Annotated in this window: 24 protein-coding genes; 10 read left to right on the top strand and 14 right to left on the bottom strand. The window is 38.9% G+C overall.

Annotated features, from left to right (window positions below):
* Positions 1 to 6: 6 nt before the first annotated feature.
* Together AAEU30_RS17530 and AAEU30_RS17525 are read right to left on the bottom strand one after the other, a co-directional pair.
* On the bottom strand, positions 7 to 2,796 hold the full coding sequence (locus AAEU30_RS17530; RefSeq protein WP_421961634.1) for an ATP-binding protein: 2,790 nt from the start codon (positions 2,794 to 2,796) through the stop codon (positions 7 to 9).
* Between the two features lie 81 nt (positions 2,797 to 2,877).
* Positions 2,878 to 3,765: a cation diffusion facilitator family transporter gene (locus AAEU30_RS17525; RefSeq protein WP_421961632.1), complete on the bottom strand. Its 888-nt coding sequence runs from the start codon at positions 3,763 to 3,765 to the stop codon at positions 2,878 to 2,880.
* Between the two features lie 226 nt (positions 3,766 to 3,991).
* Between AAEU30_RS17525 and AAEU30_RS17520 the strand changes: the two genes are divergently transcribed.
* Entirely contained in the window at positions 3,992 to 5,437 is a 1,446-nt protein-coding gene (locus AAEU30_RS17520) for a sensor domain-containing diguanylate cyclase (RefSeq protein ID WP_421961631.1), read from the top strand.
* Positions 5,438 to 5,691: 254 nt separating this feature from the next.
* Here AAEU30_RS17520 and AAEU30_RS17515 read toward each other — a convergent pair whose 3' ends face one another.
* From AAEU30_RS17515 to AAEU30_RS17500, 4 genes are all read right to left on the bottom strand, one after another.
* The gene (locus AAEU30_RS17515; RefSeq protein WP_421961630.1) at positions 5,692 to 5,955 is read right to left on the bottom strand and encodes a hypothetical protein; all 264 of its coding nucleotides are present in this window, start codon (positions 5,953 to 5,955) and stop codon (positions 5,692 to 5,694) included.
* Entirely contained in the window at positions 5,948 to 6,526 is a 579-nt protein-coding gene (locus AAEU30_RS17510; RefSeq protein WP_421961629.1) for a DEAD/DEAH box helicase family protein, read from the bottom strand. The genes AAEU30_RS17515 and AAEU30_RS17510 overlap by 8 nt, the downstream gene beginning before the upstream one ends.
* 95 nt (positions 6,527 to 6,621) lie before the next feature.
* Positions 6,622 to 6,858, bottom strand: a complete 237-nt coding sequence (locus tag AAEU30_RS17505; RefSeq protein WP_421961628.1) for a hypothetical protein — start codon at positions 6,856 to 6,858, stop codon at positions 6,622 to 6,624.
* A 12-nt stretch (positions 6,859 to 6,870) separates the two neighbouring features.
* Positions 6,871 to 7,206, bottom strand: coding sequence for an HD domain-containing protein (locus AAEU30_RS17500; protein ID WP_421961627.1), 336 nt, complete (start codon positions 7,204 to 7,206; stop codon positions 6,871 to 6,873).
* Positions 7,207 to 7,773: 567 nt separating this feature from the next.
* Between AAEU30_RS17500 and AAEU30_RS17495 the strand changes: the two genes are divergently transcribed.
* Together AAEU30_RS17495 and AAEU30_RS17490 are read left to right on the top strand one after the other, a co-directional pair.
* Positions 7,774 to 8,727: an SPFH domain-containing protein gene (locus AAEU30_RS17495; protein WP_421961626.1), complete on the top strand. Its 954-nt coding sequence runs from the start codon at positions 7,774 to 7,776 to the stop codon at positions 8,725 to 8,727.
* A 14-nt stretch (positions 8,728 to 8,741) separates the two neighbouring features.
* Positions 8,742 to 9,194, top strand: a complete 453-nt coding sequence (locus AAEU30_RS17490) for an NfeD family protein (protein ID WP_421961625.1) — start codon at positions 8,742 to 8,744, stop codon at positions 9,192 to 9,194.
* 93 nt (positions 9,195 to 9,287) lie between these two features.
* Here AAEU30_RS17490 and AAEU30_RS17485 read toward each other — a convergent pair whose 3' ends face one another.
* The gene (locus AAEU30_RS17485) at positions 9,288 to 9,881 is read right to left on the bottom strand and encodes a cysteine hydrolase family protein (protein ID WP_421961624.1); all 594 of its coding nucleotides are present in this window, start codon (positions 9,879 to 9,881) and stop codon (positions 9,288 to 9,290) included.
* 172 nt (positions 9,882 to 10,053) lie between these two features.
* Here AAEU30_RS17485 and AAEU30_RS17480 point away from each other — a divergent pair, with 172 nt between their 5' ends.
* A complete protein-coding gene (locus AAEU30_RS17480; RefSeq protein WP_421961623.1) occupies positions 10,054 to 11,022 on the top strand; it encodes a GlxA family transcriptional regulator in 969 nt (322 codons plus the stop codon).
* Between the two features lie 60 nt (positions 11,023 to 11,082).
* Here the strand turns inward: AAEU30_RS17480 and AAEU30_RS17475 are convergent, their stop codons facing one another.
* A complete protein-coding gene (locus tag AAEU30_RS17475) occupies positions 11,083 to 12,708 on the bottom strand; it encodes a methyl-accepting chemotaxis protein (RefSeq protein WP_421961622.1) in 1,626 nt (541 codons plus the stop codon).
* 139 nt (positions 12,709 to 12,847) lie between these two features.
* Between AAEU30_RS17475 and AAEU30_RS17470 the strand changes: the two genes are divergently transcribed.
* Together AAEU30_RS17470 and AAEU30_RS17465 are read left to right on the top strand one after the other, a co-directional pair.
* Positions 12,848 to 13,660 (top strand): transporter substrate-binding domain-containing protein, encoded by an 813-nt coding sequence (locus AAEU30_RS17470; protein WP_421961659.1) that lies wholly within the window; start codon positions 12,848 to 12,850, stop codon positions 13,658 to 13,660.
* A gap of 11 nt (positions 13,661 to 13,671) precedes the next feature.
* Positions 13,672 to 14,142: a DM13 domain-containing protein gene (locus AAEU30_RS17465; protein ID WP_421961621.1), complete on the top strand. Its 471-nt coding sequence runs from the start codon at positions 13,672 to 13,674 to the stop codon at positions 14,140 to 14,142.
* A gap of 7 nt (positions 14,143 to 14,149) precedes the next feature.
* Here AAEU30_RS17465 and AAEU30_RS17460 read toward each other — a convergent pair whose 3' ends face one another.
* From AAEU30_RS17460 to ahpC, 3 genes are all read right to left on the bottom strand, one after another.
* On the bottom strand, positions 14,150 to 14,554 hold the full coding sequence (locus tag AAEU30_RS17460; RefSeq protein WP_421961620.1) for a GFA family protein: 405 nt from the start codon (positions 14,552 to 14,554) through the stop codon (positions 14,150 to 14,152).
* 145 nt (positions 14,555 to 14,699) lie between these two features.
* Complete coding sequence (gene ahpF, locus AAEU30_RS17455) at positions 14,700 to 16,274, bottom strand: alkyl hydroperoxide reductase subunit F (RefSeq protein WP_421961619.1); 1,575 nt, start codon at positions 16,272 to 16,274, stop codon at positions 14,700 to 14,702.
* Between the two features lie 130 nt (positions 16,275 to 16,404).
* Positions 16,405 to 16,974 (bottom strand): alkyl hydroperoxide reductase subunit C, encoded by a 570-nt coding sequence (gene ahpC, locus AAEU30_RS17450; RefSeq protein ID WP_394190090.1) that lies wholly within the window; start codon positions 16,972 to 16,974, stop codon positions 16,405 to 16,407.
* 259 nt (positions 16,975 to 17,233) lie between these two features.
* Between ahpC and AAEU30_RS17445 the strand changes: the two genes are divergently transcribed.
* The 4 genes from AAEU30_RS17445 (at position 17,234) to AAEU30_RS17430 (ending at position 20,042) form a co-directional block, all read left to right on the top strand.
* On the top strand, positions 17,234 to 17,653 hold the full coding sequence (locus AAEU30_RS17445; RefSeq protein WP_421961618.1) for a DUF3429 domain-containing protein: 420 nt from the start codon (positions 17,234 to 17,236) through the stop codon (positions 17,651 to 17,653).
* Between the two features lie 64 nt (positions 17,654 to 17,717).
* A complete protein-coding gene (locus AAEU30_RS17440; protein ID WP_421961617.1) occupies positions 17,718 to 18,089 on the top strand; it encodes a hypothetical protein in 372 nt (123 codons plus the stop codon).
* A 169-nt stretch (positions 18,090 to 18,258) separates the two neighbouring features.
* On the top strand, positions 18,259 to 19,059 hold the full coding sequence (locus AAEU30_RS17435; protein ID WP_421961616.1) for a class I SAM-dependent methyltransferase: 801 nt from the start codon (positions 18,259 to 18,261) through the stop codon (positions 19,057 to 19,059).
* Positions 19,056 to 20,042, top strand: a complete 987-nt coding sequence (locus AAEU30_RS17430; protein WP_421961615.1) for a Gfo/Idh/MocA family protein — start codon at positions 19,056 to 19,058, stop codon at positions 20,040 to 20,042. The genes AAEU30_RS17435 and AAEU30_RS17430 overlap by 4 nt, the downstream gene beginning before the upstream one ends.
* Before the next feature lie 42 nt (positions 20,043 to 20,084).
* Here the strand turns inward: AAEU30_RS17430 and AAEU30_RS17425 are convergent, their stop codons facing one another.
* From AAEU30_RS17425 to AAEU30_RS17415, 3 genes are all read right to left on the bottom strand, one after another.
* The gene (locus AAEU30_RS17425; RefSeq protein WP_421961658.1) at positions 20,085 to 20,699 is read right to left on the bottom strand and encodes a bifunctional 4-hydroxy-2-oxoglutarate aldolase/2-dehydro-3-deoxy-phosphogluconate aldolase; all 615 of its coding nucleotides are present in this window, start codon (positions 20,697 to 20,699) and stop codon (positions 20,085 to 20,087) included.
* An 81-nt stretch (positions 20,700 to 20,780) separates the two neighbouring features.
* On the bottom strand, positions 20,781 to 22,976 hold the full coding sequence (locus AAEU30_RS17420; RefSeq protein ID WP_421961614.1) for an alginate lyase family protein: 2,196 nt from the start codon (positions 22,974 to 22,976) through the stop codon (positions 20,781 to 20,783).
* 2 nt (positions 22,977 to 22,978) lie between these two features.
* Positions 22,979 to 25,246 (bottom strand): chondroitinase-B domain-containing protein, encoded by a 2,268-nt coding sequence (locus tag AAEU30_RS17415; RefSeq protein WP_421961613.1) that lies wholly within the window; start codon positions 25,244 to 25,246, stop codon positions 22,979 to 22,981.
* Between the last annotated feature and the right edge of the window lie 368 nt (positions 25,247 to 25,614).

Raw genomic sequence — 25,614 nt, 5'->3', positions numbered from 1 at the left:
TCACATTTACACTGAGTTGGTTAGCCACTTATTAAGGCATTTATACAATTGTTCTCGAGCTACAGGTTTAGCTATAAAGTCATTCATTCCAACGCTTATACATTTATTTTTATCATCTTCGAACGCGTTGGCTGTAATGGCAATAATAGTAACTTCACCGTATTTTGAAGTATTTTCACGAATGTGAGCCGTGCAATCAAAGCCATCCATTTTAGGCATTTGGCAATCCATCAAAATTAAATCAGGTGTGATAGTCTCTAAACATTCCAAAGCATGCTCACCATCATTCGCTATTGTAAGCGTACATCCTGTCGCTTCTAATATCTTACCTATAACCAGTTGGTTAATTGAGTTGTCTTCCACGAGTAGCAAACTATAATCAGTTAAAGCAGGTACCCCTGTTTTATCAGAAACTTGGCTAATAGTCTGGGCGTGCTTCACAGGTATTTCGAAACTAAAACAACTTCCTACATCAACCTCACTGGTTAAATTAAGTCGTCCTCCCATTAATGTAATTAAACGCTTACAAATAGCTAAACCAAGCCCTGTCCCGCCATAATTACGGGTTGTTGAAATATCGGCTTGGGTAAATTCTTTAAAGAGTAATTTTTGTTGTGCCTGTGATATACCTATGCCGGTATCTGCTACTTCAATAGCAAGTTTTGATGCTGAATACTGAACATGTAAGGTAATTTCACCAACAGAGGTAAACTTACCGGCATTACTGAGCAAGTTATTAATGATCTGACTGAGCCTTAAACCATCTAACAAGAGAATTGCGGGTAAATTAGGGGAAATTTCAAGGTTAAATTTCACCCCTGACTTCAAACCCGTACCTATAAACACTTTTGTCAAACGAGTGAGTAACTGTTCAACATTTACACTTTGTAAATCGAGTTTTAATGCACCTGCTTCTATCTTCGAAAAATCCAAAATATCATTTAGAATAATTAATAGATTATCAGCACTTTGTTGAATCATTTTTAAATAGCTATGTTCTTCATCATTCTTAGATTTATTACTAAGCAAAATATCTGTTAAACCTATTATGCCATTTAAGGGTGTACGAATTTCATGACTCATATTCGCTAAAAACTGTGATTTTGCTTGGCTTGCTTTATTTGCAACTGCAACTGCATTCAACAGCTCATCCGTTTTTTCATTAACTTGATATTCAAGCTCAACATTAAAGTTTTTTAGTTGTTGATTAAGTGCGTTATTTTCGGTGTTAACTTGCTTTAACTCATTAAAGTTATTACTTAATTTAACTGCCATGGAAGTAAACTGTTGTTGCAGGTTGAATAATTCTAACCATGAACTCGCATTTTGAGGAAACGAAACCGCATTGAATTGTGGGTCAAATTCATCAATTTGCGAGCTAAGCTCCTTAATTGGACGCACCAACCACTTACATAGCTGCGTTATAAAAACGCTGATCAATAAAATAATAATGGTGGCTAGCAGCAGTGATTCAAGCCAAGCACTTGCTGCAACTAAATTTGCATATTTGCGTTTAAACAACGTAACAACATACCATCCCTGTTGCGGTGTCTTTTGTAATTGCACATAGTGCTGCTCACCATCGATCGTTTTTTCCATAATTGACCTTGAATTCCCATTAAACTGAGAGAGATCAACATCCGTTAATTTTGATAACACAGTGTAATGCTTACTAAGTGTAGAAAAGACGACTTGTTTGCTCGCATCGAGAACAATTAACTCCCCCTCATTATCAAAAAAGTGAGGTCTAAATTGCAGCAGTGAACCAAATACCAGAGAACCTTCAACAATCCCTTGAAAAACTCCGTTAATAGTTATTGGTGCTGACACCCCAACAATAGCCTCACTCCCTAAACCTCGGCCTTTAAATATATTAGAAATATAACCGTTTGGCTGTTCCTTTCCTTGCCTATAGTAATCACGATCAGCAATTGACGGAGCATCATCATTTAAACTTGTTTTTAAACTTCCAGGATTAAAAATGCGCACAATTGCGTTCTCATCACTGACAATCGAAGACCGAAAGTTAGGATATTGAGCCATTAAATTGGCTAAGGCAGCCTCTTCATCAACGCCCTGCTCAATTGCTTTGGCTGTTAAAACTACCGCACGACGATAATCATTAAGATAAAGGTCAATTTTAACCGCTATATCTTTGGACTTGTCTAATAACTGGCTTTTAACCTCATATTCCACGCGAGAATAATGGTTATTAGTCAGTGCTATCGTGATTATCAAGACCACTAGAATAACCAATAGGCTAACGATATAATTTAAAATTTTATACAAAGACGAAGAATTACGATGCCAAGATTGACCATTGAAGAAAAAGCTAATTAAATCAACAACACTAAGGACAATAACAGCATTTAAAAAATATTTCACTAACGCGGTGAGTACGGCTAAATTTGGCAATTCCATAATAAATATACCAATCAGCCCAAGTACAGGTAGACCAATTATGAGCCAATACGCCATGCCGATAAAAAACAATCTTTTTGCGCGGCAGTAGCAAAAGTAATAAAGCCAAAATACTTCCCCCATGAATACAATGGCAGGCCAGCAGTGTCCCCAGCGATAAAATATGAACGCGGCACTCACTGCACAAGCTAACACGGCATAACGCAAGCCAAAGCTAAGTAGACAAAATAAAACGAATAATTGACCGAGAAGAAACTCTGAACTGTCAAGAAACCAAAAAGGAAGTAAATTGAAAAAGCCAGCGAGCAGCGCTAATACAATTGTGCCAGTTAATGCAAAATAGCGATGCTGAATGTTTACCAAAAGCTTACTCAAACAACTAATTAATAGTATTAAAAGTAAGGGAAAAAATCTATTTTGCCAAGTATTAATTAACGCGGTAGCGTATTAGCACATTTAATGTTGGCAGCCGTTGCTTTCAATTTGTAATACGCTCTCAACAATATTGAATTGCTTTGCAAGTATCTGCTCTACTTTTAAGCGGCAAGCCTCATCATGCTTCTCTTTCGTACAATGGCGCTTCAACACCACATGTGCACCAACAACTAGCTTTTCTTCACGGCGAACCACTGTCACATTATGAACATTTTCAACATGTTCTACTTGCGCTATTGAACATTCAATATCTGTAACATCGGGCAGCTTTGCTTTGCTCAGTACTAACCCTTTCACACATGAGGTAATAACTTTTAAACCCGTAAACATCACAAATGAGGCAATTAACATGCTCGATAAAATATCGATAATTGTCCAACCTGTTAAGTAAATTAACACACCCGCGATAAAAGTGGAGACCGTAGAAATTAAATCAAAAAATGAATGTAAAAAAACAGCGTAAACGTTAATGCTTGCTTTGCGCCCTTTATAGAGTACCCAAGCGGCAGCACCATGAAACAAAAAGCCCGTTGCAGCTATAACCGACATTAAATAACTATTGACTGGTGGCCCTTGCCCTTCGTGATGATGCAGAATACGTTCCCCACCTTCAAATAAAATAATTAAACTAATTGCCAGGTAAAGACAACCATTAATTAAGCCTCCGGTTAACTCCGCTTTTTGATAACCATCATTAAAGTTTTTAGCTAAATGAATTGCTAAACTTGAAGCTATTAGTGCGATAAATAAAGAGCTGTTATGTACAAATAAATGCCCTGCATCTGCTAAAACAGCTAATGAGTTTGCATAATATGCCCCGATGACTTGGATCACCATAAAGGCACAGGTGATAGAAAGTGCAATTAATAATCTTCGACGTGAAGCTTGGTGCGTCGTAATATCGGTCATGAAGGTGTAGTTTACCTGTGCTTAATTGAGAAGATAGATATCATGCTGGTGAAAGTATTGCGTCGCAATGATATACAATCTCAATTGTAATACGTCCCTTAGCCAAACGCACTAAAAAATTCCCCTTAAAGATGATAAACCTGACATCACCAGCTAATATTAAAACAGTACCAATTCAAATAGATTGCTTGTATGCTCAATATGTTAATAAGGGGTTGAAGCAACAGTGACATATTCGTTAAATAATGAAGTGCAAACAACAAAAAATACATGGGATACGCTATCTTCGCTGCCCATCGCTATTATTTTATTAGATTTACAAACCAACCTCGTTTACTGTAACGCTAATACACAAGCACTATTTAACTTACCAAATCAGTTAGACCTTTCCAACACACTACTCAAGGCTCTTGACCTAACAGATTTACATACACTCAAAACATTGTCACTATACAGTCTCATCGCTCATGCTAATTTTACCGACAACACGTTTTCATTAGCAAATGGTCAACTCAACATAAAGCGCAACCAATTAACGCCATCACTTAAGGTTTTTATTTTTGAACCGACAAATAATGCAGCTTCAGCTGATAACTTTGATGAAGTCATCGCCAAAATATCAACTCAACTAATCGACATACAAACCGACAACCTTGATCATCAAATCGAGTTGGTACTGCAAACTATTGGTACATTTAGCAAAGCAGATCGTAGCTATTTGTTTCAATTTAGTCGTGATGGCAAATTAATGAGCAATACTCATGAGTGGGTTAATGACAATGTAAGTCCCTTTAAAGATCGATTGCAGAATATTCCGCAAAATGCACTTCCTTACTTTTATACAACAATGAAAGAGTCTGAGGTGTTTAATGTTTCTGATGTTAACCAATTACCTATTTGCGCAGAGGGCGAAAAGGCTGAATTTCAAGCCGAAGGTATTCAGTCACTGTTATGTGTTGGACTGAAAGCAGATAATAAGCTGTTCGGTTTTATTGGTTGCGACTGCGTGAAAAACGCTAGGAACTGGACTAATACGGATTTAATCCGGATCAAGTTAATTGGCGAAATAATAACGCGAGCATTAAGTAATGCGTTATATAAAAAACACATTGAGCAAATTCAACAGCAATTACTCAAAGCAAATAAAGAACTCGAATTACAAGCAAATATCGATAGCTTAACCAGTATCGCCAACCGGCGTCGTTTTGATCAAGCTCTACAATATGAAATTAAACGTGCCGTACGCGCACAACAACCACTCAGTTTAATTATTTGCGACATCGACTATTTTAAATTGTTTAACGACAACTACGGCCACCAGCACGGTGATAATGTGCTAAAACAAGTCGCGCTGACCTTAGATGAAGTTTGTAAACGTCAAGGTGACTTAGCCGCCCGTTATGGCGGTGAAGAATTTGCAATTATTCTACCTTGTATTGATGCTGAGCACTGCAAGCAATTTTCTGAACTGATACAAAGCAAAATAAAAAGCTTAGCCATTCCTCATCAGTTTTCTAAAATTTCAAGCCAACTAACCTTAAGTATAGGTGGATTTAGCTGTATACCAACCCTTGAAACAAAACCTGAACAGCTAATCAAAACTGCGGACAAGGCACTTTATAAAGCAAAAAACTCTGGCCGTAATAATATTCAAATGTCTGATAAACGTTAAACCGAAATTTGTAACAGCGAGTTTACCTCGCGACAAACCTTGGCCTTGAACCAACATTAGCGTGTTAATCTATCCATGGAGCTTAGTTACATCACTCCTTCACAACCCACCACCTCAGGCTGCACTGTTTATTCGGTACGTTGTTTTCGGCCCATCGTCATCTAAGCTGCTGGTGTTAAGTTAACTGGATCAGATTTCAATTGTTGAAGTGGATCATTTTTGCATTGCTGGTAACATTATGTTTATTGATGACTTTAACGGTTATGTTTCAATCCACGCGCCTGCGTGAGGCGCGACGTAGTGATATCAGGTGTTAATTCGTTAGCAGGCGTTAATGCTAATTGCCCCAACATTGCTTTTTCATTCGGAAGCTGGTGAAGTAATGGCTGGGTAGCAGTGCACATCACCGCGGTTGCTTTACAAAAACGAGCTAAGTAATTTATGGTGTTATTAAATAAATGCACACAGCGAATAGGTAAAGTTTGTATTTCATCAAACACCAAGACTGCATTACTCATTTGCTGGAGTCTTCTTGCCCCTCTTGTACCACTGCCAAATGTACTTTCTAAAAACTGTACCATAGTAGTTAAGCACAATTTGGCGATCCCAGTTTTCGGCTGCTAACTTTGAGCGCCAACTTTGTGCTTCGGGCTCTAAGTTTGAGTGATGCTCTAATACCCAACTTTGCTTATTTTCATCGTCAAGCACATTGCGTATTGCATCGGTATTTTGTTCGATAATGGAGGTAAAAGGAATAATGTAAATGATGCGAACAAGATTATGATTTTTCGCATGATGTAATGCAAAGCGAAGACTGGCATGTGTTTTGCCGCCACCGGTAGGAACAGTTAGACTAAATATACCCTGTGGATCCTGTGCACGTGTGTGGCAATTATTAGATATATCTGCACGTATAGCATCAATCGGTTCACCAGCTGAAAACTGGGCTACAAAACGCTCAATTTTGTTGCAAGCCTTTTCCCAATCTGCTGCTTGATTACGTTCTGCTTTATTATCAGGGTTTTCGAAATCAGCACTGTCGATTCTGTCTGCAACGATTAAACTACTAAACAATAATTTAGTGTACATCCCTAAATAAAAATCATGCTCTACGACGCTTAAGCTATATTCACCAAGTAATACTTTTAATTGGGTAGTGGTTTTAAGTAAAAATGACTTTGTTGCTAGTTGCTGCGCTTTTCGATGACGGTCACATCTGCATTTTTTATATACTCATTAAAATGCGCTCCTTCTTCGCTTTTCATCAGCCGTTTTGCAAAACCACCTACCGGCTCAGGCAAATTATTTATCAAACCACTATGATGCGAAACTACGCATAAACTAAGTATTTGCAAAATAGCCGGTGCATATGTTTGTATGCTCGGCTCATCTTTACAAACCGATTGTAAATGCCTGTGCAACTCCTTAGCGATCTACTGCGCGCCTGCCGTTGAATGATCGATAGAACCTTTTAATTGTTTTGCCACTGCACCATCTAAATCAGGGTCATAATGGCTTGATTGTTCTTTAATAATGATCTGCATATAACGCTGAAATGCACAACTGTACTTTACAAAGTCATGCAGCAGGCCAATTAATGCCGCCGCATCTTCACAATCGAACTTTTTAGCAATCTCCAAAGCTATATTACTAACAGAACATAAATGCGACTTTACCAATTGATGATGCAGATCTGTAGAACTTGGGTGAGCCATAGCAACGCTTTGTGTTGCTTTCGTTTTTAAATTACTGGGGCTAAAATGATCCATAGCATTCACTCATTATAAATATGTTTTCATTAAAGGAATTGTATTTAAAAGAGTTGTTTGAATATAGAGTTGTATATCTGTGGTTATTAAGCCCCCTTCGCACTGATTTTTTCATTGCGCTACAAGCTCAATAAAATGCCAATATTGTTGGCTTATGCCATTAAGGTAATGAGTATTCTGATCCTGTTTTGTAACCATGCATTCCCTGCACTCTTTTTGTTATGATTAATTAACGTTATCAGAAAAACCGTTGGTTACAAGCAGAATTCCTTTTCTGCTTTATTGACTTTTTTTGAAGCAAAAATTAAAACCTGCTGTCGCATTAGCTTGCTCGCACGGCTTAACTTTACCTTGAAACTGATTAAATAGCGTTGTTTTTTAAAACAAAAGGCGTGCTTTTAGAATAAATCTACACGCTTCATAGCTGCAATCTCCTTTGACATACTTTGTCACTATTTTTTGCTTGGAGAGCTTATCACTCAATGGTAATCTAAAGTTAGTCACGCTTTTAAATACATAAATAAATGTGTGACCCGCCACTTTGGCAATAATCTAAGGAGAGCATTTATGGACCCTATCGCGCAAATTATCAACATGCTGTTTACTGTTGAAGCGTTTTTACTAATCTTTGTTTTAGTGCTGCTTAAAAGCAGTGTTAAGTTTGTGCCACAAAATCGTGCTTGGCTCATCGAACGTTTTGGTAAGTACCAATCAACCAAAGAAGCTGGCTTAAACTTTATTGTGCCTTTTGTTGACCGTATTGCTGCCGACCGAAGCTTAAAAGAGCAAGCGCAAGATGTGCCTTCACAATCTGCAATCACTAAAGATAATATCTCATTAATTGTTGATGGCGTTTTATATTTCCGTGTACTTGACCCTTATAAAGCAACCTACGGTGTAGACGATTATGTGTTTGCGGTAACGCAACTATCGCAAACAACGATGCGTTCTGAGCTGGGTAAAATGGAGCTTGATAAAACGTTTGAAGAACGTGACCTACTTAATACTAATATTGTTGCAGCTATTAACCAAGCGGCTGAGCCTTGGGGTATACAGGTTTTACGTTACGAGATTAAAGATATCGTGCCACCACAATCTGTTATGGAAGCGATGGAAGCACAAATGAAAGCTGAGCGTGTTAAACGTGCACAAATTTTAGAGTCAGAAGGTGACCGCCAAGCAAACATCAATGTTGCTGAGGGTAAAAAGCAAGCACAGGTACTCGCTGCTGAAGCCGATAAATCAGAGCAAATCCTGCGTGCAGAAGGTGAAGCTAAAGCGATTATAGCTGTCGCCGAAGCACAAGCTGATGCACTGCGTAAAGTCGGTGAAGCAGCTGATACTGAACAAGGCCAAAAGGCAATACAACTTGACTTAGCCACTAAAGCGATTGCAGCAAAAGAAGCCATTGCCCGTGAATCTTCGGTGGTATTACTACCCGATAACGCCACTGACGCCAGCTCACTCGTAGCACAAGGTATGTCTATTATTAATACACTAAACCAAAAGCAAAAAAGCTAACCTTGGAGTAAGTGATGGACTTTATAATTAATAATCTGTCTGAAACATTAATGATTTTAGGTGTATTAGCACTGATCATTGAAGTGGCTGTGCTAGGTATGTCTACGTTCATATTATTGTTTTTAGGTATTTCGCTGTTTGCGACTGGCTTAATGATGAATGTTGGCTTATTGGATGATTCATTAGCAACTGCACTGTGGAGCAATACACTTATAACAGCTGCATGCGCCCTACTATTATGGAAGCCACTTAAACGTATGCAAGAAAATGTGGATAGCAAAGAAGTCAAAAGCGACTTTGCTGAACTTGATTTTGTGCTTGCAAATGATATTGATGAACAAGGTCTCACAACACACACCTACTCAGGTATTGCTTGGAAGCTGAAAAGCCAACAACCACTTAATGCTGGAACACATGTTAAAGTAGTTAAAAAAGAAGTCGGTGTTATGTGGGTTGAAGAAGTTTAAATATACTCAATGCCCACCTTCAGCATATTTTAACGGGCAGTTGTACTGCCCGCGGTTATTACACTCTAAAATATATTTAACAATACCTGAGTGTTAATTACTTAACTCAGCAATTGTAGGTACAACCACGGCAAATAAATCGCTCATAGCAGCCAACGCGGCTTGATGTTGCTCTATGGCACTCACTTGAGCTACAGATGAACTTAATGCTCTAGTTGCACATGCATCGGCAATGACAGTTACTTGATTGCCTCTTAAAAATGCGCCGTGCGTCGTGTATGTAACGCACATATGAGTCATAAAACCAATGATAATCACATTTTTGTGCCCTGCCGCATCCACATGCTCTGCGAGATCAGTATCAATAAAACCATCTGGGTAATTTTTCACGACAATTGCTTCACCTGCAATGGGGACTACACTGGCATGTATTGCTCCTATTTCGCTTTCAATATCATAAGGTGTACCAGGTCCCCCATCATGTATTACATGAATTACTGTCGTTCCTGTGGAACGTGCCCGCGCTAATATGTGAGCTGCGGAGTCAAGTGCGGGTTGCCAATTTTCCAGCTCCATAATACCTTGAGTATAGGTATTTTGATAATCAACCAATATCAGCGTTGCGTGCGCGAGACTTGCTGGAGTCTGCGTTAGAACCTTTAAATTTCGTAGCGTTGTGGTAGTCATAATTTCCCCTTTTATAATGATGAACATTCACTTATCACACCTCTTACAGGTCTATAACTATTCTGTACGGTTATAACTTGAGTGGTGTTACGTTTACATTTGGGTATCTTATAACGTATAGTTTTTGGCAAATAGCGTCCTAAAAGACGCTAACCGATGGGATTAAGCCAATATGAATTCTACTCCAAAACATAAAATAGCGATTATTACTTACGACAATATTAGTTTGTTTCATTTGTCGATCCCCTGCAGTATTTTTGGTGAAGATATAGAGCGAATTGGCATAAAGCCGTATCACGTTATGGTGTGTGCGCAAAATAAGGGTGCCGTACCCACACTATCGGGGTTTCCTATAACAATTGAGCAAGATTTTACAGTTCTTGAAACCGCTGACACGATCATTATTCCTGGATGGTACAACCCAGATACTCCGGTGTCGCAAACGTTGCTAACTGCATTACGCTGCGCTCATAACCGAGGAGCACGCATGGTTGGTTTATGTTTGGGTGCTTTTATACTCGCTGAAGCAGGCATCTTAGATGGCAAAACAGCATCGACTCACTGGGGCTGGGCTAAACAATTTACTCAAAAATACCTTGCGGTTACATTTAATGATAACGTATTGTATATAGAGGAAAAAAACGTATTTACTTCCGCGGGCTCTGCCGCAGCGATTGATTGTTGCTTACACATATTACGCTTAGATCTCGGTAATGATGTAGCCAGTCACATTGCCAGACGTATGGTTGTTGCGCCCCATCGTAGCGGCGGTCAAGTGCAATTTATTGAAAAACCATTACCCCGAGATATCGATAGCAATCGCTTAAATCCAGCGCTCTCTTGGGCAAGCAACAACATAACGCAACCACTAACATTAGAGCAGGTTGCAAGTAAAGCCAATATGAGTCAGCGTAATTTTTCCCGCCTATTAAAAAAAACCATGGGGCTAACATTTACCTATTGGCTTCGAGAACAACGACTTGGCTTAGCTCAACAATTATTAGAAACGAGTGATCTAAATATAGATTTAGTTGCAGCAAAAGCAGGATTTTCTTCAAGTGTTAACTTCCGACAGCATTTCCAAGCTGCATTTTCAATATCGCCCTCTGTATATCGAAAACAATTTCGTTTTAGCGACTAAACTAGCTGCAATTTTGCGAAGCCGTTTATCCTTTAAAATAAAGAACAAACAGCCTTCTCGCTATATTTTAAACTCACTCACTTGCCCTTGCAGTGTTGCCGCTAGCTGTGCTAACTCTTGCGACGCTTGGGCATTTTGTTGTGAGCTTTCACTGACGGAAGCTATACTCGAGCTAAATTCATTTATATTACTGCTTAGTTCATTGGCAACCGTTTCTTGCTCTTGCGTTGCGGTTGATACCTGCGTATTCATATCTGCAATCTCTGTCACTTCATAATTAATTTCACTCAGAACTTGCGACGAATACTGTGCATGGTCAACACTCTCTTGCGCACTACTTTGTGCATTATCCATGGCTTCAACAGCTTGTTGAGCCATTTCTTGCAGCTTAGTTATCATCTCATTAATACTAGCAGTGGCTTTTTGCGTATTATGAGCGAGCTGTCGAACCTCATCAGCAACAACCGCAAAGCCACGACCTGAATCGCCCGCCCTAGCAGCTTCAATTGCGGCATTCAGCGCAAGTAAGTTAGTTTGTTCTGCGACCCCTTGGATCATCATAACCACTTGGTTAATATCGTTTGTTTGAGTATTTAATTCATTAATTAACTGCGTATTGGCACTGACTAAAGTCGACAAAGTATTAATTGATTCTATGTTATCTGCTACCGCTTGTTGCCCTTGCTGTGCTTTGGTATCTGCGTTTGATGCTTTTTCAGATGTTGCACGTGCATTTTGTGCAACTTGTTCAATTGCACTACTCATCTGTGTGATAGCGGTAGCAATCATTGTTGATTGTTGTTCTTGCTCTGTTGCTGTACTGGCTACCTGAATACTAATCGAATTCATTTCTTCAGCTGCGGATGATAAGGTAAGTGTAGCTCCAGCCATATCTGTCACCAAAGTATGGATACGCGATAGCATACTATTGAAGTTAACCGCTGTATCTGCGAGCTCATCTTGCCCTACGACTTGAGCCCGCACTCTCAAATCTGCATTCGATGAAATTTTCGTGATAGTATCACGCAGTGACATCAACGGGCTGTGTATTGAGCGATAAATTAAATAAGCAATTATTAGCAATAATATAATTAAAACGATCGCCGCCACACTCATAGCAACTTTTATAAATTGATAATTATCATTAGCTTGTGCTCGAAAGCTATTCGCTTCTTTTAGTTGCAACTCTATAAGTGATTGATAGCTCGAACTAAGTGGATCAAAATAGCGATAAAGCTCTGCCACAAAATGTTGTTGTGACAATGATTCAAACTCCCCACTATTTATTTTGCTTACTAAAGCTGATATGTGGCTTTGAACCGGGAGTAGCTTTTGCTCAACATCGCCAACCAAGCGTTTTTCTTCATTTGTAAGCTGCGTACTTAGGTAAGCTTTCCACTCGTTGTCAGCTATAGTTTTAGCTTCATCAATCGCTGATAGAAATGCAGGTTTGGTTATTGTCCCCGCTCGGTACTTATGGAGTAAATCGACAATATTAACGGCATAATTATCCGATACCGTCTTAATCTGTTTAAGTGGCACAACGCGGTCGTTATATAAACTATCAATCCCTGATACAAGTTGTCCCATGGTGTTAATTGAAAAAAATGAAGAAAGAGTAAAAACGACCAATGGAAGTAAGGCAAGCATTGCTAAACGGGTACGTACTGAGTAGTTATTTAACATATTTATCCAATGTATTACTGTTGATAAAATAAGTATAATACGCAATGAAGTTTTCATCTTTATTTTTTAAATAATTTATTACATATGCATTGTCTATTTTTGTTATAGTCGTTCCATCAATAAAAATTAGTTGTTCGCTATGCTTTCAAGATTAACAAAAAAGATCGCCATTTTATTTTTGGTTATAATTTCTAACAACTCCTATGCACAAGAGTTAGAGACTGAGGTTAATTTATACTTAGCTAGGCCAAGTGATGTAAATTCACCAACAAACCGCTATATTCATGATCTATTATCAAAAAGTTTTGCCAAAGTAGATAAAAAGGCTAATTTTATTTACTCGATCAAACCCATGAATAAAAAAAGGATCGTAGAAGAGCTCGAAAAGAGCAACAGCATCAACCTAGCATGGCTGGCGGTAAATCCTGACTCTACGACTAATCTAGTACATACCAGCCTACCTATATATAAAGGACTCCACGGCAAGCGCTTATTGATGATTAATAAAAGTCAGCAGCAACGCTTTGCAAAAATTAATACATTAGAAGAGCTCAAACCCCTTATAGCCTTACAAAAACAAAGCTGGTCTGATTTTCAAATATTAAAAAGAAATGGCTTAACTGTTAATGGTGAACTAAATTATAAAAGCATGATAAAAGCTTTGGATACCAAACTAGGTGATTATTTTCCTAGGTCAGTCTCTGCAATAGAAGCTGAAACCGCTAAACAAAAGCATTTAAATTTAATGATAGAGCCAACAATCATGCTGCAATATACAAACCAGTACTTTTTTTATAGCAGTGCTCAAAACCAAGAACTTATTTCCTTGCTACAGGAAGGGTTAACAAAAATGCAGCAAAGTGGCGAATTTGATGAGCTTTATCTGAGCTACTTCGGTGAAAAAGAGCAACGCTTGAACCTTTCAAATAGAAAGGTATTTGAATTGAAATAAGGGCTATCAACATGATTAACCTGCTTATCCGTTTATTGTCTTATATAGTCGTTTTTTTATTTGGATTTGCAGGCGGCATGTACGCCCTGCCATTGCTTACGGCTCCCCCCGCTCCAAGCCAACTAGAACTTGCCACTCATGCTCAACGCGCTCTATTCAGTGGTGAATTCAAACGAGATTTGCCAGGCTCAGATGCACTGCACTATGGGATAGGCCAAGTGCGCTTAACTAATACAACAATTTCTTTCGATGGTGAATTAAGCCCAGGCCCTGATTACCAATTGTATTTAGCAGATCGCTTCGTTGATAACGAAGCTGATTTTCTAGCTTATAAAGGCACATTCACCCGAGTAGCCAGCGTAAAAACATTTGATGGTTTTCTAGTAAATGTACCGCAAGGCATTAATATTGCTAACTTTAATACCGTTGTTGTGTGGTGCGAAAGCTTTGACGAATTTATTAGTGCTGCTAAGTATCAGTAAGAGACTATTACCGACTCGGCTCAAAGCCATCGTAATGTGGTAACTGTGCATCAAAGTCTTCCCAATTTGCTTTAGAACTGCAAAAGTTGTGGCTAATTGGGCGCTCATTAATATCACTGTCTAAAATACCCAAACGTAACCTCAAGCGCGCTGGGTCATCGAGATTCTCACTGTAAACAGGACTGCCGCAAACTGTACAAAAATGGCGAATACGACCCGGTTTAAATTCAAAAGCCGTTAAATTAGCTTGTCCTTTAGTCACTTTAAAATCAGCACGATTAATAAACCCGTTAGTGGCGAATGCAGTACCGCTAGACTTTCGACATAACGAACAATGACAATGGATAATGCTGCTGACTGAACCATTGACTTCTATCGCTACTTTTTTACACAAACAACTACCTTGATACATTACGATCTCCTTTTTTTGCAAATATAACATAAGGTACTTATACAGCGTAAAAAAAAGCCGCCTTTGGAGAGGGCGACTTTGGAGAATAACAGTCATGGGTGTATGGCTGTTAAAACATAGACATAGACTGTTAAATCAAGAGTTGTTAAGCAGCATCGCTGCTTTGCTCACTGTTGCGAATTAAGTAATCAAATGCACCAAGGCTTGCTGTTGCACCACTGCCCATCGCAATAATGATTTGCTTAAACGGTGTATTGGTTGCATCACCTGCACCATACACACCAGGTAGTGATGTAGCACCTTTAGCGTCTACTAAAATCTCACCAAATTTACTAAGCTCAAGTTCACTGTTTTTAAGCCATTCTGTATTGGGGATTAAGCCTATTTGAACAAAAATACCTGCGAGGGTAAGGTTTTTACTTTCACCTGATCGTCGGTCGGTATAAGCCAGCCCAGTGACTTTATTACCATCACCTAACACCTCTGTGGTGTGTGCATTTTTAATAATTGTGATGTTGCTCAGGCTATTTGCTTTACGAATAAGTACTTCATCAGCACGTAATGTATCAGCAAATTCAAGTACCGTTACATGCTCAACAATGTTCGCTAAATCAATCGCGGCTTCAATACCAGAATTACCTCCACCAATTACCGCAACAGGTTTACCCTTAAACAAAGGGCCATCACAATGTGGGCAATACGCAACACCATGACCGCGGTACTCTTGCTCTCCGGGTACATTCATTTCACGCCAGCGAGCACCCGTTGCCAGCACTAATGACTTAGCTTTTAAAGTAGCGCCGTTTTCTAGGGTGATTTCGTACTGGTTATTGACCCGTGCAAGCCCTGCTGCACGTTGGTTATGCATTACATCAACATCGTACTCTTTAACATGCTCTTCAAGCTGAGCAACCAATTTTGGCCCTTCTGTCGCTTTTATTGAGATAAAGTTTTCAATCGCGAGTGTATCTGCCACTTGGCCGCCAAACCTATCGGCAACAATACCGGTATTTAAACCTTTACGCGCTGAGTAAATTGCAGCGGATGCACCCGCAGGCCCACCGCCTACAACCAGTACGTCAAATTCATCTTTTTCGCTAAGTGCCGCTGCTTGGCGAGCCGCACCTTTACTGTCTACTTTGTTTAATATGTCAGTTAAGCTTAATGCACCTTGGCTAAATGGTTCGCCATTTAAATACACCGCAGGGACTGCTAGAATGTTGCGCTTCTCTACGTCCTCTTGAAATAGCGCGCCGTCAATCATTGTTGCCTTAATCTTACTATTAGTCGCGGCCATTGTGTTTAGTGCCTGCACGACTTGTGGGCAGGTTTGGCAACTCAAGCTTATGTAAATTTCAAAATTAAGCTCTTGATCAAGAGATTGTATTTGTTCAATGTCTTCGCTTTTTGCTTTACTTGCATGCCCGCCAGTATGTAAAAGCGCTAACACTAAACTTGTGAATTCGTGCCCCATCGGTACGCCTGCAAACGTAATGTGGGTATTTTTAATCGGTGAATGAACAACCATAGATGGACGACGTGCATTAGCATCTGGGTTGTTTGATACAGTAAATTTATCGCTTAATGACACTAAATCATTTGCTAGGCTTTCTACTTCTGCTGATTTTTTGCTGTCATCCAAGGCGATAAGCAGCTCAACAGGTTGAGTAAGCGATTCAAAATGGCTTTTTAATTGGTTTTTAATGTTGTTGTCTAACATGGCTCTGCCCTTGTTTTCAGCAAAAAGAACCCACTACACATTACATGCTAATGTGCTTAAAACGTTGTGTAGTGGGAGTTTTAGCGCTACTGAAAGTAGCGCTTAATGTAGCTTAGCTACACTTGGCAAATTAGATTTTACCAACTAGGTCTAGTGAAGGAGCCAATGTATCTTCACCTGGCTGCCATGAAGCAGGACATACTTCACCGTCGTGAGTGGCAATGTACTGAGCAGCTTGTACTTTACGGACTAACTCTTTAGCGCTACGACCAATACCTAAGTCGTGAGTTTCGATCACTTTAATTTCGCCCTCAGGGTTCATAACAAATGTACCACGAAGTGCTAGGCCATCGTCTTCAATCATTACACCAAAGCTGCGTGTTATACGCCCTGTTGGGTCGCCAATCATAGGGTAAGTAATTTTACCAATTGTATCTGACGTATCGTGCCATGCTTTATGAGTGAAGTGTGTATCTGTTGATACTGAGTAAACTTCAACACCCATTTCTTGAAGCTGTGCGTAGTGATCAGCAAGATCACCTAACTCTGTAGGACACACAAATGTGAAATCCGCAGGGTAAAAGAAGAAGATTGACCACTTACCAAGTACATCTTTTTCAGATAGCTCTACAAAGTCTCCGTTGTGGTATGCAGTTGCGTTAAACGGTTGGATTTTTGTGTTAATTAATGAAGTGCTCATAGTATTCCTCATTTGATATATAAAGTATTAATACTCAACACAGTCTATTTAATAGACCTTCTGCGTTGGCTTGAGTAATACAATAAGGGTGTTGAGAAAATAAATAAAATTGATTGTTTATATTAAAACAATCGATTTTTAAGATGAAACTGTTTTAACACTTCGTTCGTTATTAACTTAAGCTAGGTTACCTACCTCACTGTAAAGAAAACTGTTACAATACTCACGCTTAAAACATATAGAGACAAGGCATACTGTTATGGAAAAGTTTATCAACCACATTCAATTAAGCTATTTGGGCCTACTGCCCTTCTTAGGCTGTGTGGCTTGGCCGCTTATGTTTGGCAGTAACAGTGTCAATTTAGAGTTTTTTACTTTTTACAGTATAGGCATACTTGCTTTTATGGCAGGTAATTTGTGGCATGCTGGAGAGCAAAGTTATAGTCGTGCAATTAAAGCTGTTGCCACAGTAATACCCATTCCTTTTTTATCATTTTTACCCACTCAATGGATGTTAGTCTGGTTAGCTGCAAGCTTTTGGCTTGTGTTGCTATTTGAAAAAGCCTCACCACAATGGCAAAGCTACCATGTTGATTACCAAAAAATGCGCTTTGTTCTCACCTCAGTGGTTTTTGTCTGTCATATATTGGTGATCGGTATTAGTTTATACCCTAAATAAATGACTAGGTGGTGCAAACCTGCTGAATCCTGTACTATTGCGCATCCCAATTCAAGGAGCCAGCATGATAGATCAACTACGCCTAAAACTTGATCAACTCGGTGAAAACTACGTTGAAAAAAATGGTTTATTTAAAATAAAAGTACTGCCTTTTTTTTGTGCTATCCACATAAAAAAAGACCGTAAAGGCGAAGGCCGTTTGTCTTTTTATTCAAACCAACTCATTGAAATATTTTTAGTAGTGCTGTTTTTATTGTTTGGATTAATGATCTTTGATCCAAGCGAAGGTTTTACCCATGGCCCTATCCACCTTGTTTTTGCAGTGCTGTTAACCTTTAATTTGCTCCTAAAACAAATTGCGATTGAAGGGCTCAAAACACGACTCGCGCTCTGTACTGTGACTGTTGTAGAAACTGAAAAGCAGTTAAAAGGTTAACGCTGTGGTTATTTTTTGCTATCCCTTTTGGCATTAACCACTTTTGCTTTAGCTTAAATAAGACAGAGTAAATGTATGTAGATAAAACAGCAAATCATACTGCAACGCAGCCCTCGATTAATATATTTGGTATACTGCTTTAACTAAGTTTTAGCAATTGATTGAATAAATGTATTTAAACCCTAGTTGGCGGATCCTCACGGTTGGTGATGGCGATTTGTCTTTTTCTAATGCCGTTCACGCAGCCTTAAAACCAAACAGTCTCGTTGCCTCAACCTATGACAGCCAGGCGACAATTACGACTAAGTATGCAGATAATGCTTTTAGTGCTCTAAATGACGCAGGCGTTAGTATATTAACTGAATTTGATGTCACTAAAGTATCAGCTTGGCAACGACTCGATGGGCAAAAATTTGATGTGGTTATTTTTCAATTTCCTCTAATACCCGCATTTAAAAACGAACATGCTTTTAAGCAACAAGTGAATTCAAATACATTGAATCGCGCATTGCTTCATCAATATATAAAAAATGCGTGCGATTATGCACTTGATGAAGCCGGCCCCCAGCTTTGCTTTATAACCTCTAAAGATGTTAAACCATACCTACATTGGAATATTGAGGGCAGTTTAGCGCAAGGCTTAAACGCTAATTATATCGGCCAAATGCCGTTTGATATAACGTTGTTTCCTGGCTATAAAGTACGTAATGTTGACAGAGATAAACATGTTAAAGATACCAGTGGTATAACCTATGTATTCAGCCCGAGCGAAAATAAAGAGCTGATATCGAAACTTACTTACCCTAGCTATTTAACCGATAATCATTGTACGCTATGTCGCGCCGGCCCATTTTGCTTTGAAGAAGATAAGCAAAAGCACTTCAACGGAAAAAAGCATCTGCAAATGCAATCACTTGAAAATGAATGGCAGCAATGGTTAAAACACTTCTACATTGAGAAAAACACATGAATTTTGTAATAGTTGGCACCAATTTTATCAGCGACACATTACTCGCGGCCGCACAAACACTGAGTGAATTTACTTGTTATGGGGTGTGCTCACGCGCAAAATCAACTGGCGATGCCTTTTTAGCTAAACATAACGAGCAGCAAGCCAAAGTATATACTGACATAGCTCAGGTGTGCGCCGATGATAACGTGGACGCGGTTTACATCGCTGCACCAAATAACTTACATAAATCGTATGCTATTGCGTGTTTAAAAGCGAATAAGCATGTACTTGGTGAAAAGCCTTCAGCTGCAAACAGTGATGAATTAGCACAGATAATCGCTACCGCTAAACAGCATCAACGCTTGTATATGGAAGCTATGATGACCACTCACCTACCGAACTTTGAAGTACTAAAACAAGCGCTTGAGAAAATTGGTACGCCTCGTAAATACATAGGCCAATATAGCCAGTACTCTTCTCGCTACGATAAATATAAAAATGGCGAACGCCCAAACACGTTTTTGCCCGAGTTTGCCAATGGTGCATTGGTTGATTTAGGTATTTACCCTTTATATTTATTAATTGCACTATGGGGCGCACCTAATTCGGTGCAAGCCAGTGGCGTTTTACTCGACACCGGTGTTGATGGCGCCGGAGATGTATTACTCAATTACAGCGATAAACAAGCCGTGATCAGCTATTCAAAAATATCACAAGGTGATAATTTCACTGAAATTCAAGGCGAAAAAGGGCGAATTAGAATAGAAGCTGTATCGCTATTAAAGCGTGTTCAATTTATCGCTAATGATGGAACAGTTGAAGAGCTATCACAACCATTTGATGAACACTTTATGCGCCATGAAATGGCCCACTTTATCTCAACCGCTAATAACAATAGTTGTGAGTCAACGGTCAATACCCACCAACTCGCCATAGATGTTATGGCTGTGCTAGATAAAGCTCGGCAGCAATTAGGGGTGGTCTACCCCGCTGATAAATAAGGCGTTAACCGACAACAGAATTAACGCCTCAGGGAAACACTGTTATACAACCTGCTGGCAAGCTTCGGTGATAGCTTGCCAGTTTTCATCATCAATCCATTGCTGAGCAGACACCCATGTGCCACCAGCAGCAAATACATTACTAAGCGCTAAAAACTCGCCCACATTCTTTTCATTAATACCGCCAGTTGGGCAGAACTGACAATCTCTGTATACACTTTTTACTGTGTTCAAAAAGCCAATGCCACCAGCTAGATTTGCAGGGAATAGTTTCATTTCTTTAAAGCCAGCTTCACGTGCCAATGTGATATCTGAGGTGCTAGATACACCTGGTAACACCGGAACACCGCAATCAACTAACGCCTCTAACAGCTTAGGGGTCACTGCAGGCGTAACAATATAATCAGCACCCGCTTTAATAGCATCGTCTAAAATGGTGCTATCAATCACAGTACCTGCACCGACTTTAAGCTCTGGAAATGCTTCTTTAATTGCACTTAAAACACTTAACGACGTATCATGGCGTAGCACCACTTCAACCAAATTAACACCACCTTCATGCATTGCTTTAGTAATAGCAACACCGGTTTTTGGGCAACCTGTTTGGATGATCGGTAATAGTTTTTGACCAGCCATATATTCTGAAAATAACATTATGTTTCCTTTAGTCGTTGAAACGATTTATTGTGTTAAAAGGCCTAATACCTATATCAGGCCTTTAGTGTTATAAAGCACTTGCTATTGCTGGATAAGCAAATAGCGCCCGCTAAAGGTATGGTTTTTACCTTTATAGTTAAATGATTGCTTAGAAAGGTTTTTATCCTGATTAATAGCTAATAATGTGGTTTTACCATTAACAAAATTAATCTCAATTACTTGTATATTACCGATCTTTTCACTTAGCAGCTGGCTGACACGGCTCGTTCCTTGAAGTGTGTACTCTTTGCTAGGGTTATATTCACCATGCGGCTCAATAACACTAACAAACTGGTGATTTTTCACATTTTCAACACGTTGAATAAACGCACTTTGATTGCGTAAATTAAAGCTAGGATCATTAGCACCAGTTTGAGTAAATAGAATGTGTGTATTATCATCAGCTACACTGGTCTGAGTGTAAAAACGACCGTTATTGTTAAGCCAAGTGATTTTAGCACCTTGTGACTTAGGTTTAGCTGTTGCTGTTAACCATAAATGCTCATAGCCAGCCGTTTTTCCAAGCGGGCGACGTACTTGGGTGTTATTTTCAATAGCAAAGTTACTATCGATAAAGTGACCGCTGTATTGTACCGGTAAATCGTATTGATGAGATTTATTAGATTCTACATCAAAGATGTCAACTACTATGCTAGGCATGTCTTGTGCTACAGTTAGTAATGCCATCGTACGGCTAAGATTAACCCCATCATAAGCAGTATCAATGCTCGCTGAAGTTAATTTTATATTTTTATCATCAATAAAATAGTGCACTGTAGGCGCATATTTCTCAGCAGTTGTAACATTACCATTAAAATGACTGCTTTCATCTACAACGACAGTGTTATGAGCTATTGTCTGCTTTGCAAATGAATTGTTTTCTGGCAAATAACGACCACCAAATTTTGCTTCCACATTCAAAAAGCGCGCAGCACCGTAATCAGTTACCACTTCATTACCTTGGTCGTAAAAAATCCAGTTAAGTTTATCAAAGTGACCATGCCCCATACCTTGAGAAGTTGCTTTGAACACTAATGCTTGATCATTTTCTTCCCCAGCACGCAATACAACAAGTGCGCCGTCTTTACCACTGCTACCATCACCGAACTCTTGTGAGCTAAACTGATAAGGTTGTGCTTTATTAGCATCAAGCGCATTAGCTACTTTCAAACCGTCACCAGTTAGAATGATCTGATCTTGACGTTTAGCGATATCGAGTAACTGTGGATCTGCTGTTAAACCATAGGCAATTGTGACACCTTGCACCAACTCAATAGTATCGATACCTTTATCTTTAATTGCATCGTTGATACCGAAGAATAAGCCGTTATAACTTAAATCAATGGTTGATTTAATCGCTTTTAAAATCACCCCATCACGATAACCAAAAATATCTCGCTGAGGTTCATTACTTTCTATCGCTTTAGCAAATGTAATAAAAGGCAATAACGCATAACGTTGATAATAAGGGCCTTCGGTGTAATATCCTTGTGGTGAGAACAATTCGTCAACTTGGCGTAAAAAGCCAGCCTTTCCAGATTTATCTAAACCGTATAAAGCTTGTTCAACAAGTTCTTGGTCATCAATTACATAACCTGTCATACCGACAGCTGCTGTTGCCCAAGTACCATGGTTATGAACTTTATCAAACGTGCCAGGTGATTCAGTAGATAAAAACGCAGCAACCGGTTTTAAAATACCATTTTCAATGCGCTTGCGTTCATCACTTGAAAGTGCACTAGCAACTGCATCATAGGCTTGAATAGTGTGCACAAGCCAGACAGCTTCATTGAGTATTTGCCAAAAAAGTTTACCCGGATTCTGATTCTTTTGTTTTGGATGTAAACCAATCTTTGGGTATAAGTCTACATACTCAAGTAGCATATCGCGCACATATTGCGCATACTTCGACTCTCCCGTTAATTGGTAAATTACACCTGCCTGGTACATCAGTTTATAATTTTCTTTATGGCGCTCATGTGTGTACCCTCCCCCTGCATCCTTAGGTAAAGGTACAGTGATAGGTAGCGCTAATTGAGTGTCTAACTTGGCTTTTACTGCACTAAAACGCGCAGAAAAAGAACTAGGTTGCGTTATTGCTTTGCGCATATCAGCAACGTCATCTTGTGTCAGTACCAAATTAGGGTGCTCATTAGCTAAGCTTAAAGATGACGCTAATAAGCTAGACGACAGTAACAGTGATTTTAAAGTAAACTTTGAAGATGGAGAAAACACCATAATTACCTCTTAACAACATATGTTTCTAAAGCGTCTAGCTGCTTAGCAAAAAGCTCAACGATTTTAGGCTGCTTTGAATTGTTATAAACGTTATTTTTAATATTTGTTTTTGGCTCACCAACGGTATGTTCAACTAATATACCAGCAGTATCCTCGAACTCATTTCCTTCAATATCGGTTACTTGTACACCATGTAGCCATGCTAAGGCATTTTGCTTATTACGTTTCCCCTTACCAACATTTTTAAATTGATTATTAGTTAAAGTAACATGTGGCCCAAATGTACTTTCATCAGTACCACCACGGTAAACTTTTGCAACAGCGCCTTTTATATCATTAAACTGACTATTTTTAATCGTTACGTATTCAGCGTTATAAATACCTAAGTCTTCATGCTCTTTATCTAGGCGTAAAATATCACCCGTAATATTATGAAATTGACTATTAGTAATATTAACTTCTTCAGCTAGTGCGCCCTTACCTGAGTCGAAGAAATGAAATGAGTGATTAATATCAAGATCAGTTACTTTCACTGTATCAATCGTTAAACGATAATTATAATACATGCCCCATTTTGCAGTGCGTATAGCTTTGTTACCTGTTGCATCAGGGCTATTTTTACCCGAAATAGTTAGGCCGACTAACTTTAAGCTGCCGCCATTATTAATTTCAAATAGCGTAGAACGTGAAAATGTAAGTTCAACACTGCCAACTTTTTGAGCGCGAATCGTAAGTGTTTTATCTATATTAACGATTTTCATTAGGTCATATTGGCCCGGTTGAAGCACTAAAATATCACCATCGTTTGCATTCTTAACGGCATTGAAAAGTGCACCTTCCGCATTATTTACTAGATGACTCTGACCAGAATCAAATTCGCTAAACAATGGTTTCTTTTCATACCAATCTGGGCCTGTTTGTGTTTTAAGCGTAGGCTTCAAGCTTTTAGATACACCGTACTCTTCATTGTTAGCAGGGTACATTAAACCATTAGTTGCGCGCTTCATTGAAATTGACTCATTCGAAAAGCCAGAGTCAGTTAAAGGTTTAACTGTTTTGCTAAGTAAGTTATTGCTAAACTTTATACCGCTTATGTCATCAAATGCTGTAAATACATCTGTTGTTTTTTGGTTATATACTAAATTGTTACGCATAACACTGTTCACAGGCACTGCAGAACGCTCTTGGTCACTACCTGCAGCAAGTTGAATATGGCTCACATTTACGAGTGTATTATTTTCTATTGTTGCATTATCGACTTGGTGATAACGGTTAATAGTTGAATTAGGAACGCCATTCATCACAGTTAAACCACTACCAAAACGATAACCTGTTAACCCTTCTAAATAGTTATTGCGAACAATTTGGTCTTTATTAATTACGCGAATACCGCCAGTGTGATCAACACCATTACCAAAGAAAACATTATTTTCAACAATATTGCCGTTACCATGGCGAAGGGTTAATGTACCCCTTGATTCATAAAAAGTGTTATTTCTAAGCTTATTTTTACCAGACTTAACAGAAATAATTTCAACTTCGCCATCGCAGCGTTCAAAGTAATTATTTTCAACAACGGTTAACGAATCTGTTAATGAATAATGGCTTGTGCCTATTCGCAGAGTTTCACCACCATTTGAGCCAAACACAGGGCGTGGACCAAAATAGTTATGATCAATACGGTGATTGTTTTGCTGGCTTAGCTCTGAATCCAAGCGCACAGCCATTGTTACGCCTTTATTGCGTTTACCAGCTAAATAGCTATGATCAAAACGATTGTTTTTACCATACAGAGCAACCCAGTAATCTGACTCTTGTTTATCAGGATTACTATAATTATCTATTACTACCTCGCTAACACGTGAGTTGTTCGCATATTCTTCTTTATTTCTACGAAACGAAATAACAGCACCTGTTGGGGTATAACCATCTTTAAATACAAGCCCCTTAACAACTAAGTGCTCTCCGGCCAGACGTAAATTAGATAACCCTGATAAAATCACTTCACCACTTGTTTGAGCTTGCAAAGTAATAGGTTTATCTTTTTTACCTTGACCGCTGAAGAGCACTTCAAAATTGTTCCAAGTACCATTTTTTAATGTAACAACATCGCCAGCAACTAATTTATTAGCCACCTTATTGTATTCACCTGCGTCACTAACTAAGTAGGTTTTTGCAAACAACATCTGACTAGATAACGCGGTAGCAAGTGCTACAGATGTAGCAAGTAATTTACGCGTAATTATTTTGCTTTTATGAAAACTAGACATACAAATCCTTATTACTTTATTTGGCTTAACACACTAAGTTGATTGCAAAGCGCGCTGTTAAATAATTGAAAACCTGGCTTAGGACCTGTTGTTAGTACTGTAAGTTGTAATCCAATGAGTTCTTGGCGTGCAGTTGCACGCTGGTGTAATTGTGTGTTTTTTCATGTTGTCTCCGAAATACGCTTTTAATTTTTATTCACAACCGTTTGCAACTAGTGAATTATTACTCGCCGATATCCTATGATTTAGCAAACCTTCATGCATATAATCATAACAAGAAGTAACACAAAACTAACACACGAAAACTGACCAATCAAGATGACCAATTGGTTTATTTTGAAATAAATTGGTAATACAGTTTGAAATTA

The sequence above is a fragment of the Pseudoalteromonas mucoides genome, assembly GCF_049257175.1.
In the GTDB taxonomy this organism is placed as follows: domain Bacteria; phylum Pseudomonadota; class Gammaproteobacteria; order Enterobacterales; family Alteromonadaceae; genus Pseudoalteromonas.
This window is presented reverse-complemented; position numbering and strand designations above follow the sequence as displayed.

Bases quoted from the DNA above. Each gene is read 5' to 3' on its own strand.
- ahpF (WP_421961619.1), bottom strand. From the start codon at position 16,274: ATGTTAGACAACAACATTAAAAACCAATTAAAAAGCCATTTTGAATCG.
- AAEU30_RS17430 (WP_421961615.1), top strand. From the start codon at position 19,056: ATGAATTTTGTAATAGTTGGCACCAATTTTATCAGCGACACATTACTC.
- AAEU30_RS17470 (WP_421961659.1), top strand. From the start codon at position 12,848: ATGCTTTCAAGATTAACAAAAAAGATCGCCATTTTATTTTTGGTTATA.
- AAEU30_RS17480 (WP_421961623.1), top strand. From the start codon at position 10,054: ATGAATTCTACTCCAAAACATAAAATAGCGATTATTACTTACGACAAT.
- AAEU30_RS17515 (WP_421961630.1), bottom strand. From the start codon at position 5,955: ATGAGTAATGCAGTCTTGGTGTTTGATGAAATACAAACTTTACCTATT.
- AAEU30_RS17440 (WP_421961617.1), top strand. From the start codon at position 17,718: ATGATAGATCAACTACGCCTAAAACTTGATCAACTCGGTGAAAACTAC.
- AAEU30_RS17490 (WP_421961625.1), top strand. From the start codon at position 8,742: ATGGACTTTATAATTAATAATCTGTCTGAAACATTAATGATTTTAGGT.
- AAEU30_RS17495 (WP_421961626.1), top strand. From the start codon at position 7,774: ATGGACCCTATCGCGCAAATTATCAACATGCTGTTTACTGTTGAAGCG.
- AAEU30_RS17435 (WP_421961616.1), top strand. From the start codon at position 18,259: ATGTATTTAAACCCTAGTTGGCGGATCCTCACGGTTGGTGATGGCGAT.
- AAEU30_RS17420 (WP_421961614.1), bottom strand. From the start codon at position 22,976: ATGGTGTTTTCTCCATCTTCAAAGTTTACTTTAAAATCACTGTTACTG.
- AAEU30_RS17445 (WP_421961618.1), top strand. From the start codon at position 17,234: ATGGAAAAGTTTATCAACCACATTCAATTAAGCTATTTGGGCCTACTG.
- AAEU30_RS17465 (WP_421961621.1), top strand. From the start codon at position 13,672: ATGATTAACCTGCTTATCCGTTTATTGTCTTATATAGTCGTTTTTTTA.
- AAEU30_RS17485 (WP_421961624.1), bottom strand. From the start codon at position 9,881: ATGACTACCACAACGCTACGAAATTTAAAGGTTCTAACGCAGACTCCA.
- AAEU30_RS17415 (WP_421961613.1), bottom strand. From the start codon at position 25,246: ATGTCTAGTTTTCATAAAAGCAAAATAATTACGCGTAAATTACTTGCT.
- AAEU30_RS17475 (WP_421961622.1), bottom strand. From the start codon at position 12,708: ATGTTAAATAACTACTCAGTACGTACCCGTTTAGCAATGCTTGCCTTA.
- AAEU30_RS17510 (WP_421961629.1), bottom strand. From the start codon at position 6,526: ATGTACACTAAATTATTGTTTAGTAGTTTAATCGTTGCAGACAGAATC.
- AAEU30_RS17460 (WP_421961620.1), bottom strand. From the start codon at position 14,554: ATGTATCAAGGTAGTTGTTTGTGTAAAAAAGTAGCGATAGAAGTCAAT.
- ahpC (WP_394190090.1), bottom strand. From the start codon at position 16,974: ATGAGCACTTCATTAATTAACACAAAAATCCAACCGTTTAACGCAACT.
- AAEU30_RS17500 (WP_421961627.1), bottom strand. From the start codon at position 7,206: ATGGATCATTTTAGCCCCAGTAATTTAAAAACGAAAGCAACACAAAGC.
- AAEU30_RS17525 (WP_421961632.1), bottom strand. From the start codon at position 3,765: ATGACCGATATTACGACGCACCAAGCTTCACGTCGAAGATTATTAATT.